The sequence below is a fragment of the Echinicola rosea genome (assembly GCF_005281475.1).
In the GTDB taxonomy this organism is placed as follows: Bacteria; Bacteroidota; Bacteroidia; order Cytophagales; family Cyclobacteriaceae; genus Echinicola; species Echinicola rosea.
This window is the reverse complement of record NZ_CP040106.1, coordinates 3437969-3455107: the sequence shown is the minus strand read 5'-3', so window position 1 is coordinate 3455107 and position 17139 is coordinate 3437969. Positions and strand designations below refer to the sequence as shown.

The 17139-nt window shown below is 43.0% G+C and carries 14 protein-coding genes; 4 read left to right on the top strand and 10 right to left on the bottom strand.

The window, feature by feature from the left end; all coding sequences use genetic code 11:
* The first annotated feature begins 77 nt into the window (after positions 1 to 77).
* Positions 78 to 2489, top strand: a complete 2412-nt coding sequence (locus FDP09_RS13735; protein WP_229683365.1) for an outer membrane beta-barrel family protein — start codon at positions 78 to 80, stop codon at positions 2487 to 2489.
* Between the two features lie 87 nt (positions 2490 to 2576).
* Here the strand turns inward: FDP09_RS13735 and FDP09_RS13730 are convergent, their stop codons facing one another.
* The 4 genes from FDP09_RS13730 to FDP09_RS13720 all read right to left on the bottom strand — a co-directional run bounded on the left by FDP09_RS13730 (position 2577) and on the right by FDP09_RS13720 (position 7396).
* A complete protein-coding gene (locus FDP09_RS13730; protein ID WP_137403209.1) occupies positions 2577 to 3905 on the bottom strand; it encodes a Gfo/Idh/MocA family protein in 1329 nt (442 codons plus the stop codon).
* A 97-nt stretch (positions 3906 to 4002) separates the two neighbouring features.
* A complete protein-coding gene (locus tag FDP09_RS13725; RefSeq protein WP_137403208.1) occupies positions 4003 to 4758 on the bottom strand; it encodes a 3-keto-disaccharide hydrolase in 756 nt (251 codons plus the stop codon).
* A 200-nt stretch (positions 4759 to 4958) separates the two neighbouring features.
* Positions 4959 to 5228: a hypothetical protein gene (locus FDP09_RS23810; RefSeq protein ID WP_187328674.1), complete on the bottom strand. Its 270-nt coding sequence runs from the start codon at positions 5226 to 5228 to the stop codon at positions 4959 to 4961.
* A gap of 1034 nt (positions 5229 to 6262) precedes the next feature.
* A complete protein-coding gene (locus FDP09_RS13720) occupies positions 6263 to 7396 on the bottom strand; it encodes an NAD(P)/FAD-dependent oxidoreductase (protein ID WP_137403207.1) in 1134 nt (377 codons plus the stop codon).
* Between the two features lie 289 nt (positions 7397 to 7685).
* On the opposite strand from FDP09_RS13720, the gene FDP09_RS13715 reads away from it, so the two are divergent.
* The gene (locus FDP09_RS13715; RefSeq protein ID WP_137403206.1) at positions 7686 to 8873 is read left to right on the top strand and encodes an aspartate aminotransferase family protein; all 1188 of its coding nucleotides are present in this window, start codon (positions 7686 to 7688) and stop codon (positions 8871 to 8873) included.
* A gap of 247 nt (positions 8874 to 9120) precedes the next feature.
* Positions 9121 to 9759: a peroxiredoxin gene (locus FDP09_RS13710; RefSeq protein ID WP_137403205.1), complete on the top strand. Its 639-nt coding sequence runs from the start codon at positions 9121 to 9123 to the stop codon at positions 9757 to 9759.
* Between the two features lie 383 nt (positions 9760 to 10142).
* Here the strand turns inward: FDP09_RS13710 and FDP09_RS13705 are convergent, their stop codons facing one another.
* The 6 genes from FDP09_RS13705 to FDP09_RS13680 all read right to left on the bottom strand — a co-directional run bounded on the left by FDP09_RS13705 (position 10143) and on the right by FDP09_RS13680 (position 16188).
* Positions 10143 to 10574, bottom strand: coding sequence for an outer membrane insertion C- signal (locus tag FDP09_RS13705; RefSeq protein ID WP_137403204.1), 432 nt, complete (start codon positions 10572 to 10574; stop codon positions 10143 to 10145).
* Between the two features lie 246 nt (positions 10575 to 10820).
* A complete protein-coding gene (locus FDP09_RS13700) occupies positions 10821 to 11612 on the bottom strand; it encodes a PhzF family phenazine biosynthesis protein (RefSeq protein WP_137403203.1) in 792 nt (263 codons plus the stop codon).
* A 50-nt stretch (positions 11613 to 11662) separates the two neighbouring features.
* The gene (gene pncA / locus FDP09_RS13695) at positions 11663 to 12280 is read right to left on the bottom strand and encodes a bifunctional nicotinamidase/pyrazinamidase (protein ID WP_137403202.1); all 618 of its coding nucleotides are present in this window, start codon (positions 12278 to 12280) and stop codon (positions 11663 to 11665) included.
* Positions 12281 to 12453: 173 nt separating this feature from the next.
* Positions 12454 to 13929 (bottom strand): nicotinate phosphoribosyltransferase, encoded by a 1476-nt coding sequence (locus tag FDP09_RS13690; RefSeq protein WP_137403201.1) that lies wholly within the window; start codon positions 13927 to 13929, stop codon positions 12454 to 12456.
* Complete coding sequence (locus tag FDP09_RS13685; RefSeq protein WP_137403200.1) at positions 13926 to 14756, bottom strand: DMT family transporter; 831 nt, start codon at positions 14754 to 14756, stop codon at positions 13926 to 13928. The genes FDP09_RS13690 and FDP09_RS13685 overlap by 4 nt, the downstream gene beginning before the upstream one ends.
* Before the next feature lie 136 nt (positions 14757 to 14892).
* A complete protein-coding gene (locus tag FDP09_RS13680) occupies positions 14893 to 16188 on the bottom strand; it encodes a cation:proton antiporter (RefSeq protein WP_229683366.1) in 1296 nt (431 codons plus the stop codon).
* Positions 16189 to 16579: 391 nt separating this feature from the next.
* On the opposite strand from FDP09_RS13680, the gene FDP09_RS13675 reads away from it, so the two are divergent.
* Complete coding sequence (locus tag FDP09_RS13675; RefSeq protein ID WP_137403199.1) at positions 16580 to 17038, top strand: peroxiredoxin; 459 nt, start codon at positions 16580 to 16582, stop codon at positions 17036 to 17038.
* Positions 17039 to 17139 lie beyond the last annotated feature (101 nt).

The following is a 17139-nucleotide window of genomic DNA, read 5'->3' as shown; positions in this document are numbered from 1 at the left end:
TTGTTTTGCATGAAATGAGCAATTCAATGAATAGGATAGTTTTAACACTTTTAATTTTATGCCTAGTTGGGCAGACAATGGCGCAATCAGGCATAAAAGGCACTGTAGTGGATCAGACCAATGCGAACCCGTTGGAATATGCCAATGTAGCATTGTACTCCCTTCCTGACAGTACCTTGGTCAAGGGCACGGTCACGATCGCCGATGGAAGTTTCGAACTTACCAAGGTGGACAAAGGAACCTATTACCTGTCCATTTCCTTTCTGGGCTATAACGAAAAATCCATTGATGGGATCACGGTGAGAAAGTCGCAGATAACCACACTGCCTCCGGTTAGTCTAGCCCCAAATGAGCAGTTGCTGAATCAAGTGGAAGTAAGTGGCGATCGGTTTACCACGATGCACAAAATCGACCGACAGGTATTCGAAGCGGGCAGTTTCGAAGCCAGCCGGGGCGGTACGGCCACAGACCTGCTCCGCAATCTTCCGGGACTCAGCACAGATGCCAGTGGAAATATCAGTGTGAGGGGTACCACGGGATTTGTGGTAATGGTCAATGATAAACCTATCCAAACGGATCCAAGCATATTGCTAAACCAGATACCGGCCAATAGTATCCAAAACATAGAAGTCGTCACTGCTCCTTCGGCGAAATATGACCCAGAAGGAAAAGCCGGAATCATCAACATCATCACCTCAAGGCCTGTTGAGGACGGTACCTTTGTCCAGGTCAACACCAAATTTGGCCTTCCCAGCATCCAGCCATATGATAACAAGGAAAAACCAACACGGTATGGTGCTGACTTCACCATCAACCACCGTCAGGGGGATTGGGACTTGTCAGCCGGTGGCAGCTACCTCCGAAATGATCTCGCGGGAAGAAGGGAAGGAAACGTATATACGGTCAGTGGTGATACCACCACCTATTTCCCTTCCGATGGTGAACGAAGCTTTAAGGAGGAAATGTACTCCGGGAGGCTCACCCTCGGATATACGCCAAACAAGCAAAATCAAGTGAGCCTGGGGCTCTATGCCGGAAAAAGAAGCAAGGACAGGACGGCTGATATCATCTATTATGATAACCATGCCGAGGTAAATGGTGAGGAAATCTACCAAATGCAATACTACAACGAAAACTTGCGCATCAGACGGAGTGACTTTGTGATCGGCAGTATTGATTTTGAACATACCTTTTCCAATACATCGAAGCTCAGCTCGTCCTTCCTGTATGAATACACCATGCTCGGCGGCCCCACCACTAACCAGAACTTGGGCTATCCTAATACAGACATTGTCTATCAGGATGAGTACAATACCAATGACAACCCCTTGCATGGCATCCGGTTCCAAACGGCCTATACGGCTACTCCCTGGAAGATCGGAACCTTTGAGGCAGGATATCAATTTCGGAACCTTAACCACACGGGCGATTTTGTTTACGAAAGGAGAAACAATGAAACCGGCCAATGGGAACTCGTCCCTGATTTTTCCAGTAATGTGGACCTTACCCGTCAGATCCATTCGGGATATGGCCTTCTTTCCGGTAAAAAAGGGAAGTGGTCTTATTCGGCAGGTTTGAGACTGGAATATATGGACAGGGAGCTCGACCTACGAGATAAGGCCGGCACTGTGGACACGACCTACTATTATGATTTTATCAAGCCCTTCCCTTCGGCCAGCCTCCAATACCAAGTCAATGATGAACTGACCCTAAAAGCAGCCTATACCAAAAGGGTCCAACGAACCACTACTTTCAAAATGAACCCCTTCCCTGAACGAGAACATTCCGAAACACTTGAACAGGGCGACCCAACATTACTTCCGGAATTTATTGATTTGATAGAATTGGGAGTGGTCAAGGATTTTGGTGACAACTCCGTATATGCCACGGCTTATTACAGTGATATCAAGAACCTGGTAAACCGGGTAAACACCATCTATAATGACACCATCCTCAACCGCATTTACTCTAATGTGGGGTCTGGAAAATCCATTGGGCTGGAATCAGGAATTGAGCTGAACCCTACCTCTTGGTGGAAAATATTTGCAGGAGGCAACCTTTACAAGTACCACATTATGGGTGAATTCAATGATCGTCCTATTGATTCTTCCAGCTGGGTGTATTCCATAAATGCAAATACAGATTTTGACATTTCGTCCAGCCTAAGCCTCCAATGGTCAATTAATTACCTTTCAGACCGTGTAACGGCGCAAGGTGAGGACAGCAGATTCTTCTCACCCAATCTTACCATCACCAAGACCTTCCTGGACGGCAGGCTCAGCACATCACTCCAATGGCTGAATATGGACATGGGACTATTGGACACCAATGAACAGCGGATCAGCACCTGGTCCGAAAATGAGTTTTACACCACCACTAATTACGTCTATGAAGTGGACATGTTTATGCTCAATATCAGCTATTCCTTTAACCAGCGTAAAAATAAATCAAGGTTTATCAAAAGTGAATTTGGGGAGAAGGAATTCTAATTTAAAGATTCGCTCTTCGATAAAAAAAGCAACGCCTGTTTATAAGATGCGTTGCTTTTTTCGTCTATAAAGAAAATCGGTAATATATCACACCTTTGGCAATTTCCATCCGTTATGATAATTGGCTGTGACCAGTTTATTGGCATCCTTATCCGTAAATAGTCCCTTATCAGCATCCCAATAGATTTTTTTACCTGTTTTATAGGCGATATTTCCCATATGGGCATTGATAGCCGCCACACTACCTGTCTCGATACCACAGTGGAGTTGGGATGCATCATTTGCCTTGATTGCCTCCACGAAATTTATCGTATGCTTATCCAAGGCATTACCTTCGGGTTTTACCCTGGCCATTCCCTCGATCAACGGCTTCCCGTCTTTCTTTTCAGCGATAATTTCCCATCCGCCACGATTGACTACCAAGGTAGCGTTATTACCGATAAAGGCTATTCCCTCGGTATAGCCATAATTTCCTCCATCAATACCCGTAGCATGTTCCCATAACATATTAAAGCCATCGTATTCATACACGGTCTGTAGGGTATCGGGTGTCTCGGATGCATCGTCAGGATAAGCCAATTTACCACCTGAAGCCATTACTGATTTTGGAGCACTTACCCCCATGGCATACAGTGCTATGTCAATTTCGTGCACGCCCCAGTCGGTCATCAAACCTCCAGCATAATCCCAAAACCAACGGAAATTGAAGTGAAAACGATTTTCGTTGAATGGTCGCTCAGGCGCTGGGCCGAGCCACATTTTATAATCTACACCTTGTGGCGGTGTACTGTTGGGCTTAACGGGTACGGGATTCATCCAGCCTTGGTACGCCCAGCATTTCACCAAACGGATATTCCCCAACTGGCCTGATTTCACAAAGGAAATGGCATCATCATATTGGTTGCCACTTCTCTGCCACTGCCCTACCTGGACGAGTTTTCCGTAGCGATCTGCTGCTTTCACCATCAGGTTACACTCTTCAATAGAATTGGCCAATGGCTTTTCTACATAGGCATGTTTACCTGCTGACAAACTGTCCACCAGGGCCAAGCAGTGCCAATGATCGGGAGTACCGATGATCACCACATCCACGTCCTTGTCTTCAAGTAGTTTCCTGTAATCTTTGTACAATGCGGGTTTCTTACCCCTTTGCTTTTCTACATCGACTGCTCTTCTGTCCAGCACGCTTTGGTCGATATCAGCAATGGCAACACAATTGACCTGGGGCATTTTCAGGAATGAGTTCATATTGGACCAGCCCATTCCGTTTGCTCCTATTAGGCCTACATTCAGTTGATCACTGGGGGAAATACTTCGTGTGAACAGGCCAAAATCCCTGGCCGTCAATACGGATGGCATGGATAATCCCGCTGATGCCAGCAGGGTGTTTTGTAAAAATCTTCTTCTTGATGACATGGTGGTTATTAGGTTATTGAATTACTTGGTGATTAGTCGTCGATCACTAGTACACAGTAAGTACCGACAGGTTTAAGGTTATTATTCAAAAGTCAGCTCAGAGCTTCCTCACCCATATGTTTCTAAAGTTTACCAAATTGCCATGATCTTGAAGTTTGATCGGTAACTCGGCTTCATGGGCTTCATATTTATGCACCCCAATATAAGAGGTAGATCCTTTTACTTCATAGTGATTTTGGACGAGTACCCCGTTATGGATTACGGTTACATAAGCTGGTGAAATCACCATTCCGTCCTTATTGAACCTCGGAGCGGTAAAAAACACATCATAGGTATTCCACTCCTGAGGAGAGCGCATGGCATTGACCAAGGGAATACCTTCTTTATAAAGTGAAGCCGCTTGACCATTGGAATAGGTGCGATTGTCATAGGAATCCAATATCTGGACTTCATATCGCTCGCAAAAAAACAATCCGCTGTTACCTCTTCCCTGTCCTTCACCTTTTACCACATCAGGAGCCTTCCACTCTATGTGGACCTGGACATCTCCAAACTTTTCTTTGGTAGCAATTTCGCCAGTACCTGGCTTGACAGTAAAGAAACCGTTATTTATGGTCCATTCAGCTGCTCCTCCCGTTTTCACACTTTCCCAAGCATCCAAATCACTGCCATCAAAAAGCACGATAGCATCCGAGGGCGGTAAATGATTTTCATCCCCAGGAGTGACGATCGGAGGTTCTGGCTCCCATACTTCAGTGGCTTCTGGTGGTAATTGTACAGAGGAATGTTGGGCAAGTGCTGGAATCGCTAGTAAACTTCCTGCGACAACAGGAAACAATAGGTTCAATTTCATTATAGGTTGGGTTTTATTATAAATTTTAAAAGTGGAAGTTAAGGTTTTTGGGCTAAAATGAAAAGTTTTAATGATGACTGGCTACTTTTGGATGGCAATTGGTCAAGTGAAATTATGGTTCTATGTATTTCCGAAGGTAGCTTATGGTTTGATTGTAAAATTCCAGCATAATACTCACCTCATCACCCAATGCCGTTTAGTTAAGGGGATTTCCTTCTTTTCATATACCTAAAAGTCCTTTTTTTGATTGACTTTGGCTGGGGAAACCTGATCATCCTGGTGGATTTTATCCTTTTCCTTTTTTCCTCCGAAAGCCTTCGGGGCAGGCTATTGATGAAAAAAGAAAGAAAAAAATCCAGGCCGGTGGTATGCCTTTTAAAATGGAACATGGATTTCCCCTGCGACCGAGATCCGTCACCCATTTTAAGAAAATATACCACTACATGGAATAATGATGATAATTTATCCATAAGAAACTTATTAACCTCAGTTCGATTATAAAATCGTCACTGCGAGGCTTAGAGGGAGATATGAGGGGTGGAAGCCGTGGCAGTCTCAGTATTTCGGGATTGCCACACCCTTTTCCAACCCACATCCTCCTTAAAAGGGTTCGCTTTTAATACTAAAATTAAGTCGAGCTCAGGTTATTAATCGGATCCGCCTTGCAGGTATTGGGCGTTAAGAAATTAAAAAGCAGGTAGGCAAAAAGGCAGGCTTGTTTGACGAAATACTAGCCAAAAAGAATGTTGGCGGCTAAAGAAGTACCTGGCTTTAAATAGGCCTTCTTGGCTTTAGACAGGAGGAGTTTGCCTGCATGAGGGAAGGTTTTAATTTTAGGCCAATAGCTACACACCTGTGCGCCGTGGCGTAGCGGCGGTTTTTTTTGGTTACTTTTTTGACCTGAAGCAAAAAAGTAACAAAGGTAAAGGGATGAAAACCATCTAGTGATTTAGCTAGAAAAATAACTGCCCAAGGAAAAAATATAGAACCCATATTTTCCAGATACACACTAACTAAACGGCATTGCCTCATCACTTATTTCACATTTTCCCCATCAGGTAAAACAACTATCGATCTCCATCACTCACACAATGCTATTATACTTTTCCCGAAACACGTTTTGACGTTTTTCCAAATACTTCCTTCTGACAAAGGGCAAACGCATTTACGATGCTGGAGGGGAAAAGCTACAGTTTGGCAGCAGCTATCATCCTTGCCGATGGCACTCCTTCGGAATATGGAAGACACCTTCTCATCCTACGGATCAATCCGCAGGTTACTGAATAGTCCATGACGCAGGCATATTAACGATGAAGTTCATGGGCGCATAATAAAGGGGTTCACTATTGTTTGCAATTGAAAAGCAACCTTCTGATAAAGACATTTGCAATACCTCTCGTCGTACAGTGAAGCTAAAACTAGATCTTGCCAAAATGTGAAGGAGAAGCAGCAGCATAGGATAATCAAGATGCCGGGTGATCCGCTCCTATGGTGGGTGGACCTACTACACCAATTCCCTGACTTTTCTTTTTAAGCTTTTCATGAGGTCCTTTGGATAACTTCTTTCACCTATAAAAACATCCGTCATGGCGGATATAAAATAATCTCCATAACGCTTCATGAGGAAATTCCGAATTTTTCGTTGGCTGTAAAACCACTTGGAAACACTCACTCCTGTATGGATTTCTGGAAGCAATTCCTCTTCCAACTTACTTTCATATAAGGCACCTGCTGTGTCAGGATCCAATTTAGCTCTGACGATGGCTTCTACCACCATCTCCCCACTTAATAATGCATTGGAAATTCCCTCCGCAGTGATGGGGTCTGCAAAACCGGCTGCATCACCGATCAAGAACACTTTGTTACGGTAAAAACCATCGGTCCTTGGAGCCACTGGAATTTGGAAGCCATGGGCTTTTTCGCTGATTACTTCTTGGATGCCCAACTTATCAAGGTATTTGCGATAATGTGCTTTTAGGTCAATCCGCACTTTCCTTGCTGAAGCTACCCCTAAGGAAAGGTGATTTTTCTTAGGAAAACTCCAGGCATAGCCATAAGGAATGGTGTCCACGTCAAACCGTACTTCTTTGGACAATCGCTCAAAATCTTCCGCACCTACTTCTACCTCATATTCCAGTGCAGGGATCAGCGTCCGGGTTTCCTTCCATCCAGCCATTTTTGCTGTTGGACTCAAAGCCCCATCAGCGGCAATGATCATTTTTGCCTTAATGTCTCCTTGGTTGGTATGGAGCACAGGCATATCGCCAAACGTAATACCGGTAAGTTTGTGGCCATCTTTTATCACCACTCCCTTTTCTTTGGCCTTTTTGATAATGAAGCTGTCAAAGTCATCCCGCATCACCATACTGATCACCGGCACCTCTCTCTTGGTGGTGAGCATCATCGACTCATGCTCAAAATAAAGCCTAATCTGCATAAACTCACGCTCCACCACTTCAGAAATATCAAATGGCAACCTTCTTCTGCCACGATAAACAAAGCCCCCTCCACAGGTTTTGTATCGGGGAAGTAGTTCTTTTTCTATTAAAACAGTAGAAACGCCTTGTTCTGCCAGTTGGTATGCTGCCGAAGCACCTGCCGGACCACTACCGATAATGGCTACATCAAAATGACTCATGCTGGGATAGAGAGTTAGTGTGTAATTATTCCCCAAATAAAACACATTATGTAGATAATACCACACATTTCGCTTTATAATCCGTCTATGCATCATTTTTCAATTATGGACACTTGGGAAAATCATGAAGAAACGTCAGCTAAACGTTTTGTCATTCTGCTCCTCCACAGAAGTCCCTTCTTTAGTAATCTACGTCAACAACACACCAAATCACGGATTCCCTGTCATCTTTTGGTCATTTCTGGATAAAAGCCCTTAATTTTGGGTCTGTCATTAACCAAACGATCAGATGAACAACCGTCAGCTCTTTTTATCCAATTTAGCACAGACTACCGATTTTCCATTGCTTATCGAAATTGACAAAGCCGAAGGTATTTATATGTACGGGCCAAACGGCCAAAAGTATATTGACCTCATCTCAGGAATCGGTGTGAGCAATGTAGGTCACCGCCACCCCAGGGTGGTAGCCGCTATACAGGAGCAATTGGACAGGTACATGCACCTGATGGTTTATGGAGAGTATGTCCAATCACCGCAGACACTATTGGCCAAAGCCCTCACCGACACACTTCCTGAAAATCTGGACAATGTTTACTTGGTCAACAGCGGTAGTGAAGCAGTGGAAGGTGCCCTTAAACTCGCCAAGCGATATACCGGGAGAAGAGAAATTATCAGTTGTGTCAATGCCTACCACGGTTCTTCGCACGGTGCACTATCTGTAGGTGGGAATGAAGTTTTCAAAAGGGCCTATCGCCCCTTGCTTCCCGGAATCCGAAATGTTGATTTTAATGCCATTGACCAATTGGACCTGATCACAGAAGAAACTGCCGCCGTTATTGTAGAAACCGTCCAGGGAGAAGCAGGCATTAGAGTCGGGTCAAAAGCCTACTTTCAAGCCTTGCGACAGCGCTGTGATGAAATGGGCACTTTGCTTATCCTCGATGAAATCCAAGCTGGGTTTGGCAGGACGGGTAAATTCTGGGCATTCGAACACTACGATATTGCTCCTGACATCGTGGTCTGCGCAAAAGGCATGGGAGGAGGAATGCCCATCGGTGCGTTCATCGCTTCCCAGTCCATCATGGCCGTATTCAAAAACAACCCGCTTCTTGGGCATATTACTACTTTTGGCGGTCACCCGGTAAGTTGTGCAGCGTCACTGGCCACTATTGAGGTCCTTCACCAAGAGCAACTTGTCCCAAAAGTCGAAACCAAAGCCAACCTGTTCAAAACTTACCTAAAGCATCCCAAGATCAAAGGTATCCGCAACAAAGGATTGATGATGGCCGTGGAATTTGAATCCTTCGAAGTACTCAAACCCGTTATTGACCGGGCGATCGAGCTAGGAATTATTACCGACTGGTTTTTATTCTGTGAGGATAGCATGCGCATCGCTCCACCACTGACCATCACTGAAGAGGAGATCAAAAAGGCTTGTACCATTATTTTACAATCGATTGAGGAAAATTGTGCCTGAAGGAAAGATTTGGGCCTTTTGATTCGTTACGGACATTTGTAAAAATAAAAACGAACAAGTCATCCGATCAACAGGAAGCATGGAAGTACGATGAGATGGTCCACATTCTTTATTCATCCTTGGTCCTTTTACTAATCTTCGGACTTTTTTTAAATTTGTGGGGGTTTCCTAAACTTTATCATGAGAAAACACGTTTTCCTACAAAACCTATAGAGTTTATATTTAACCATAAAAAAATTTTATCACTATGTCATTAAGATTAGGAGACACCGCACCGGATTTTACAGCTGAAAGCACCGCTGGAAAAATCAATTTGTATGATTATTTAGGTGATGGATGGGGCATTTTATTCAGTCATCCAGCAGACTATACCCCTGTATGTACCACTGAACTAGGTACAGCTGCCAAGCTTAAAGGGGAATTTGAAAAAAGAAATGTCAAAATGCTTGCCCTTAGTGTGGATGGCATTGACAGCCACCACGGATGGGTAAAAGACATCAATGAAACACAGCAGACAGAGGTGAATTATCCGATCATCGCCGATGAAGACAGAAAGGTCGCCGAGCTATATGACATGATTCACCCCAACGCCAATGAAAAATTGACGGTAAGGTCTGTTTTCATCATCGGTCCTGATAAAAAAATCAAACTGATCATCACCTATCCAGCCAGCACAGGCCGAAACTTCAACGAACTGCTTAGGGTAATCGACTCCCTTCAGCTTACTGCAAACTATTCCGTAGCCACGCCAGCCAACTGGGTGCATGGTGAAGATGTGGTAATTGCGCCAGCGATCAGCAATGAAGAGATCCCTGCAAAATTCCCTAAAGGACACAAGGAAATAAAGCCTTACTTAAGGACTACTCCTCAGCCTAATATTGACTAAAATAGAAATCATCTTAATACAAAGCCCGGATTTGCTAAACCAATCCGGGCTTTTCTTGTTTATAATAAACGTCAAATCATACCCAATGTAAAAACTCCTGTAATTAATGTCGAGTTAAATTCAACATTCGTGGTTCCTTCGGCATAGCTGTCGGAACCACAAAGCGGGAATTAAAATCTGATTTAAATGAAATTAGAAAAGATTTTTTTGATTTTAAAACTCCCCGTCATCTGGAGACTTGATCAGAAAGTCCCCTTTAGGTAATTTAGGAGGATAGATTTTGACAAATTATCTTCGAAAAAAAATCCATACTCGGACGCCAAAAATAAATGCTCCGCCAAAAATTGACGGAGCATGGTATGTTGCGATGTCTATTTATACTCTTACCTGCCTATGACATACCGGACATTAAGTCCAAAATAGCCGGCATTAAAATCTGTGTTATCAACTATCCAAAAAGTAGGACGCCAATCTAAGCCAACTGCCAATGGAAAGTCAAAATGATATTCAAGCCCTATTTCACCTGCAATCCCAAAGAAAAACGGGTCATGAAAATAGAATGACGGACCAGCACCTACATACCAATCCAATCCATCAGCCTCAGGAAATGGCTTGTACAGAAAGTCATAGAGTAAATCGAGTCCTACTCCATCACCAAAACTAACGTCACCATGGACACGACTAAACTCTCCCACGGAAAAGATCCCATCAATGGCAACATTGTTAGCGCCCTCTCCAAAACGAACACCAACTTCCTGAGCCTGGAGGCCATAGGAAATCAAAAACACGGAAAATACAAGTAATAATTTTTTCATTGTTATTAACTTTAGTTTAAAAATTAGGTTTAGTTTTATTATTTAATTATTTCAAGTTAAAATATAATACTAAGACATACAAATATAAACAATTTAACATCAATTACGATTGAAAATCACTATAAAGCATTGCCAATTTTCGTCAAATTTTAGCAATATTATGCATATTAATGTCAATCAATCAATTTAAACATGGTGCTTACAGTTACAGCCTTATAGTTAACCAAAACATTATAGCCCAACATTTTAAACCTCTAAAAAACCTTCAAAAATCTTAATCGCTTTTCCATAAATGGTAACGCGATCTCCATGCATTTCAAGCCTCATTTCCCCTTCCCTTTTACTGGCTTGATAAGCGTTTAGTTGATCTTTTCCTTCCTTTTTATGCCAGTAATCCATCAAGGCACAATGAGCAAAACCTGTAGCAGGATCTTCATTGATTCCCAAATTCGGCGCAAAATAACGGGAATAGATATCGTAGTCTTCATTTCCTTTGGCAGTAATGATAATCCCTTGCTCACTGTGTAAGGCCAACACCTGAAACTCAGGTTCTACATACTCCAAGGTATGGTAATTTTCCAATTCCAAAATCCAATTATCCTTTAAAGAAGCTGCTCCGATCACTTTTTGCCCAAAAAAATCGTCCATAAAATAAGGATGTTGGCCCGATTGGGTCGGGATCAATGGAAAGTCCATCACGATTTCTTCCCCTTCCATATGCACCCGCAGTTCACCACTCTTGGTGGAAAATTTTATCTCCTGATCTTTTTCTACCACTTCCTCTACATATAGCATATAGGCACTAGCCAGTGTGGCGTGTCCACATAAATCCACTTCCTTTTTTGGTGTAAACCACCTCAGATCAAAAGTAGCCGGTCCCGTTTGTTCTAAAAAGGCTGTTTCGCTAAGGTTCAATTCAGCAGCAATGAGCTGCATACCTTCCTCCGCCAAGGGGCCAGGAAGCAAACAAATGGCAGCAGGATTACCGGAAAATGGCGTATCGGTAAACGCATCAACAGTGACAATGGGAAGTTGCATAGTAAAAATATATTGGATTGAATATGAAAATAGGCATTTAAGCCCACATCTCAAAAAGAGACCGCCGCACTGCTGATCACTTCTGCTCCTGATTTGCTCATTTCCTTTAGTGATCCATCATAGTCATCAGGGGATAGGTTAACCGCTCTGGTGGCATCAGAAATCAAATAAGCATCAAATCCCTCCTTCAATGCATCGAGGACAGTGAACTTTACACAATAATCCGCTGCCAGTCCCGCCACATAAACATCCGAAATATCATGCTCATGGAGATATGCCGTCAGCCCAGTATCTTCCTTTTTCTTATTATCAAAAAAACCACTATAAGAGTCCACCATTGGGTTTAGTCCTTTTTTGAACACCTTGTTCCATTTGTCCCGGTTCAAGTCCTGTGCAAACTGCGCACCTTCACTCTCCTGAACACAATGTACCGGCCAGAGCATTTGGTCTGTTCCTCCCAATTTAATCACCTCGCCGGGTTTTCTTCCCGCGTGATTTGCTGCAAAACTCTTATGATCAGCAGGATGCCAATCTTGGGTAGCCAATATAAAATCAAACTTTTCCTGAAGCTTGTTGATTACTGGAATGATCTTATCACCATCCTTTACTTCTAATGCTCCTCCGGGTAAGAAGTCATTCTGCACATCCACAATCAATAATGCTCTCATGTTTTAGTTACTTGGTCGTTTCGTTATGGTTATTTTTAATCCGCATTATGCATTAGCCTCTCTATTGCGACCTCCATCGGGACAGACTATGGCGATTCCTAATGCATAAAACCGGGTTTAATTTCTCTTCCAGCTGCTCAGCTATCCACCACTATTGCTCACCAGAAGCTAAATTAACTATAGTTTTTGGCTTTCAAAACCAGATCGGTCCTTAGATGGTAGAGGCTTTCCTCTAGTCCCACAGGATAGATGTGTGGATTGATCAAGCGCTTATGGGCTTTGTCAAACCTGCCCAAGTTGGTCAATGTCCGGTTACGGATTTCCTCCAGTTTGGGCCTTGAATATACCTTCTTTCCCTTTTTGAAAATCGGGACTAATAAATCCTTGCTTTCCATGGAATCGGGATTTATTTTTCTCCTTTTTGTAGGATCATAAGGATCAATAATGGTAAGCTCCCCTGCCAATTCACCTCCATTTTCGAGGTATATCATATCCGAGATGGCCTTGTCATTTTTGAAAAAACGCTTCACATTATGATACCCGGGAATATTAATCTTAATCGATTGCTGTGACACCTTCACTTTCGGTACCCAATTTCCCTTTTCATCCTTAAGTGCGGCCATTTTATAAACAGCCCCCAGTGCTGGCTGGTCATAAGCGGTCACAAGCTTGGTGCCTATACCCCAGATATCGATGGAGGCCTCCTGCATCTTCAGTGAAGATAATATATGCTCGTCCAGGTCATTGCTAGCCACTACTTTGGTGTCTGTAAATCCTGCTTCATCCAATAGCTCCCTGGCCATGTTGCTGTAATAGGCCAAATCACCGGAATCAATACGAACTCCCAGTAATTTTTTTCCGTTTGCCTTGAGCGCATTGCCCACTTTGATGGCGTTTTGAACACCCTTAATGGTATCGTAGGTATCCACTAGAAAGATACAATTATCAGGGAAAGCAGCGGCATAAGCCTCAAAAGCAGCTATCTCGCTTTCAAAAGCCATGATCCAACTGTGCGCATGGGTACCGGATACCGGTATGCCAAAAAGCTTCCCAGCCATCACGTTACTAGTGGACGAACACCCACCGATATAACTCGCACGGCTGGCTGCCAGAGCACCATCAATTCCCTGTGCCCTTCGCAGTCCAAATTCCAGTACCGGATCTCCTTTAGCCTCCAAGGTGATTCGGGCAGCTTTCGTCGCCACCAAGGTCTGAAAATTGATGATATTCAACATCGGTGTTTCCAAGAGCTGACATTGTAGCAAAGGTCCTCTTACACGGACCATAGGAGTATTCGGAAATATTACGGATCCTTCTTCCACTGCGTCAATGTCGCAGCTAAAATCCAACTCACGAAGGTATTGGATAAAAGCCGGATCAAATGTAGGCGTGCCGTCTGCCTGTTCCATCGCGCCCAAATAAGACAAATCATTTTCATCAAACTTGAAATTACGGCAGTAATCAATCACGTAATCCAGCCCTGCGGCAATGGTAAAGCCGCTTTGGAACGGATTCTTTCTAAAAAACAAGTTGAAGACCGCTTCCTGTTCCGCTTTGCCGGATTTCCAGTAAGCATACGCCATGGTCAATTGATAAAAATCTGTTAACAGTGCTAACGAGCCCTGATATAAATCCCTTGTAATTTTCATTTATTCGATCTAATATTTAAAATCACTCCAATCAGCACCAATCCCATTCCCAAATAGGTAAGCAAGTTAAAGGTTTCCCCGAAAAAGATAAAACCGAAAACCAATGCGTATAGAATCCCGATATAATTTAAACTGGTAATCTTAGCAAGATTGGCATGCTGATAGGCCATGGTCATAAAATACTGTGCCAACTGCGTGAATAATCCAATTCCCAACAGCAACAACCAATCCCATCCCGTGGGCATTACCCAGTTAAAATAGCTCCATATCCCCACAATCGGTAAAGTCACCAGCGGGAAATAAAACACAATCACCAATGGGTGCTCCGTGCCTTTTAGCTTCCGGATTATATTATAGGCCAATCCTGCAAAAAAGCCTGATGAAACCCCTATCAGCGTGTACTGGATGGATATTCGAGGGTCAAATCCTTCTATAACCAACACTCCACCAAATGCTATGGCAAAATAGAGGAACCTAATGGGGTTCACTTTTTCTCGGACAATAAAGATCCCCAAAATGGTTGTAAAAACCGGAGATAGGTATTGCAGCGTAACCGCACTGGCCAATGGGATATTCTGCAACGTGTAAAAGAAGGTAATCAGTCCAAGCGCTCCTGAAGCACCACGAAGCACCAAGAGTTTTTTATTGTTCCCGAAAAGCGGAATGTTTTGTTTCTTGAGAATAACATAACTTGCCACCAAACTAAATAGCGACCTAAAAAACACCACCTCTACAGCAGGCAAATGGGGAACATACTTTACCATTACTTGCATAATGGCAAAAAAAATTCCCGCCAATAACATATGTTGGACACTTTTTTGACTCAAATCTCTTTGTCTTTTTAGGAAATCCACTGGAAGCGACTCATCCCAAAGCACTTGCCACAAGGCTGCACTCCCAGCGTAATCAATGAATTTTAAATCAAATCAATTGCATGCCCAAATGGTTCCCTGACTCATAAGATTATGTGGATTTTCCATCCCCTGGTGTATGGTCATCGGCCTTATTTTCTACTGGCTTCGCTTCTTCAACTGAAGCCTGACCAGAAGCCCCTTCCAGATCGGTGTCCCCTCCATCACTTCCCTCCTCTTCATCAGCATCATTGGTATTGGTGATCATACCCACCATCATGATCAATACGGTGAGCACAATGACTTGAATGATCAGGGATTTATTGACCAAACCGATCATATTCTCAGGACTGATATACAAAAACAGCAGTATGGTAATCAGCCCCCTTGGTGCTACAAAAATCAGGGGTTTTAAAGGAATCTTACTTAGCCTTAGCTGTATCGCACGAATGCCAAAAGTAAGCACGACAATTCCCACAGCCCATATCAACGTAGATGTATTGAGTATTTCGGAAGTCTCCAGAAGGTAACCAAACAAGAGGAAAAACAGTGATCTGATCAAGAATGTAGCCTCCACTGTCAGCTCCTTGAATTTATTCACCTCCTTGTTCAAAATATCCGTCCTGATGATGTCAAAAAATTTCAGGTTATGCAATTCGTTTAGGTTACCGATAGAAAGCCCGAATATCAAAATGAAAATCAATGCCGGTAGATGATAAACATATGATATCGCATAAATCAAAATAGTAAGCAGGATAATCGGGACGAACTTAATATGGTGTTCCAACTTACTGAGCAAAAAGGACAGTCCAATGGTAGCCACAAAGGAAATGACACAAATCACCACTAACTGGAGACCAAAAATCCCAAAAGAATCCAAGCCCACTGTTTCATTCCGAAGCATAAAATTAAAGAACACAACACCCAAAATATCAGAAAGACTACTTTCATAGATCACAAATTCCCTGTTGGATTTGGTAAGGTTACGGACACTGGGGATGGCTATGGCACTGCTAATTACGCAGAGCGGGATCGCATTGATCAGGCTGTCCCTAAAGGTATAACCGCCGTACTGCTCAAATATGTAGGTTAACAAAAACGACAAAGCCAATAACGGGGCAAGTGCTCCGAAAAAGGACTTTCTGATAAGTTTGATCTTGGACTTGTTCAATTCCAACTCCAAGGCTCCTTCCAACACAATTAAAATCAAACCCGTGGTACCCAAAATCGGCAAAATAGCCGAAAGATCCGGTAATTGAAGCTCGAACAGCACGGTAGCTTGCCGTACCAACCAGCCCAACAACAGCAATAGGATCACTGAAGGAACCTTGGTCTTCTTAAAACTGTAGTCAAAAAGGTATGCTATCAACAAAAGCGAACATAGCGTTATGATAATAGTTGTTGTCATTCGTTGTCTTTTAATTAAATAATTTTATTGACACAATTGCAGCTATGCCAAATAATCATTCTTTCATGCTCAAACCTCACGCTTTGCCCCCATAAAATCACATCCGAAAATTTTCATAAAGTCGTGTCATTCTTTTACTTTATCGAATTATCATTGATAAGTGCAAAGCGATTTTTCGACCTTCTATCCCGGAGGTTCTTCCTAAATATAAGGTCCAATAAGCACAAAATCTTCAAATCTTCCCGTAATAATAAGCCAAAACTTTATATTTCTGAATGCTTCCCCATCAAAAACCTGATGTCTTTCAAACAACTTTTCTGGATTTTTGTTCAATCACCAGATTAGTATTTTATAATAGGTAACTTTAACAATATAACAATCATTTTATATTATGCCTCTTCAAAAAAACACCAAAGCACCTGACTTCTCCCTGCCATCTACTTCTGGGCAAAATTTCCGGTTATCAGAAAATTTTAAGGAAAAAGCGGCCTTGATTTTCTTTTACCCTAAGGACCAGACTAAAGGATGTACCCAAGAAGTATGTAGTTTCCGTGATAATTTCCAAGCATTTAAATCCCTCGAAATCCCCATTGTAGGTATTAGCAGAGACAGTCTTACCAGCCATCAAGAGTTCAAACAAATGCATCGCCTGCCATTTGAATTGCTCTCTGACGAAGATGGGAGTGTCTGCAAACAGTACAAAGCGCTCATGCCGCTGATCAAAATGCCAAAGAGAATCACCTATTTACTTAATCCGTCCCATGAGATCATTGCTGTCCATGAGGGGCTCTTTGACGGCCCAGGGCATGTGAAGGCCATGCTGGAGGAAGTAAAGGGGATGGGAAGCTGAAAAAACCCAGTAACCTATTGGCATATCAGGGAAATCGCTTTTAAGCTATCAATTTAGGGATGTCAGCAGTGACAGGCTGTCTATCCTCCAATAGACCTGGA

Excerpts from the sequence above, each read along its gene's own strand:
- FDP09_RS13735 (WP_229683365.1), top strand. The coding sequence starts at position 78 with ATGGCGCAATCAGGCATAAAAGGCACTGTAGTGGATCAGACCAATGCG.
- FDP09_RS13730 (WP_137403209.1), bottom strand. The coding sequence starts at position 3,905 with ATGTCATCAAGAAGAAGATTTTTACAAAACACCCTGCTGGCATCAGCG.
- FDP09_RS13725 (WP_137403208.1), bottom strand. The coding sequence starts at position 4,758 with ATGAAATTGAACCTATTGTTTCCTGTTGTCGCAGGAAGTTTACTAGCG.
- FDP09_RS23810 (WP_187328674.1), bottom strand. The coding sequence starts at position 5,228 with ATGGATAAATTATCATCATTATTCCATGTAGTGGTATATTTTCTTAAA.
- FDP09_RS13720 (WP_137403207.1), bottom strand. The coding sequence starts at position 7,396 with ATGAGTCATTTTGATGTAGCCATTATCGGTAGTGGTCCGGCAGGTGCT.
- FDP09_RS13715 (WP_137403206.1), top strand. The coding sequence starts at position 7,686 with ATGAACAACCGTCAGCTCTTTTTATCCAATTTAGCACAGACTACCGAT.
- FDP09_RS13710 (WP_137403205.1), top strand. The coding sequence starts at position 9,121 with ATGTCATTAAGATTAGGAGACACCGCACCGGATTTTACAGCTGAAAGC.
- FDP09_RS13705 (WP_137403204.1), bottom strand. The coding sequence starts at position 10,574 with ATGAAAAAATTATTACTTGTATTTTCCGTGTTTTTGATTTCCTATGGC.
- FDP09_RS13700 (WP_137403203.1), bottom strand. The coding sequence starts at position 11,612 with ATGCAACTTCCCATTGTCACTGTTGATGCGTTTACCGATACGCCATTT.
- pncA (WP_137403202.1), bottom strand. The coding sequence starts at position 12,280 with ATGAGAGCATTATTGATTGTGGATGTGCAGAATGACTTCTTACCCGGA.
- FDP09_RS13690 (WP_137403201.1), bottom strand. The coding sequence starts at position 13,929 with ATGAAAATTACAAGGGATTTATATCAGGGCTCGTTAGCACTGTTAACA.
- FDP09_RS13680 (WP_229683366.1), bottom strand. The coding sequence starts at position 16,188 with ATGACAACAACTATTATCATAACGCTATGTTCGCTTTTGTTGATAGCA.
- FDP09_RS13675 (WP_137403199.1), top strand. The coding sequence starts at position 16,580 with ATGCCTCTTCAAAAAAACACCAAAGCACCTGACTTCTCCCTGCCATCT.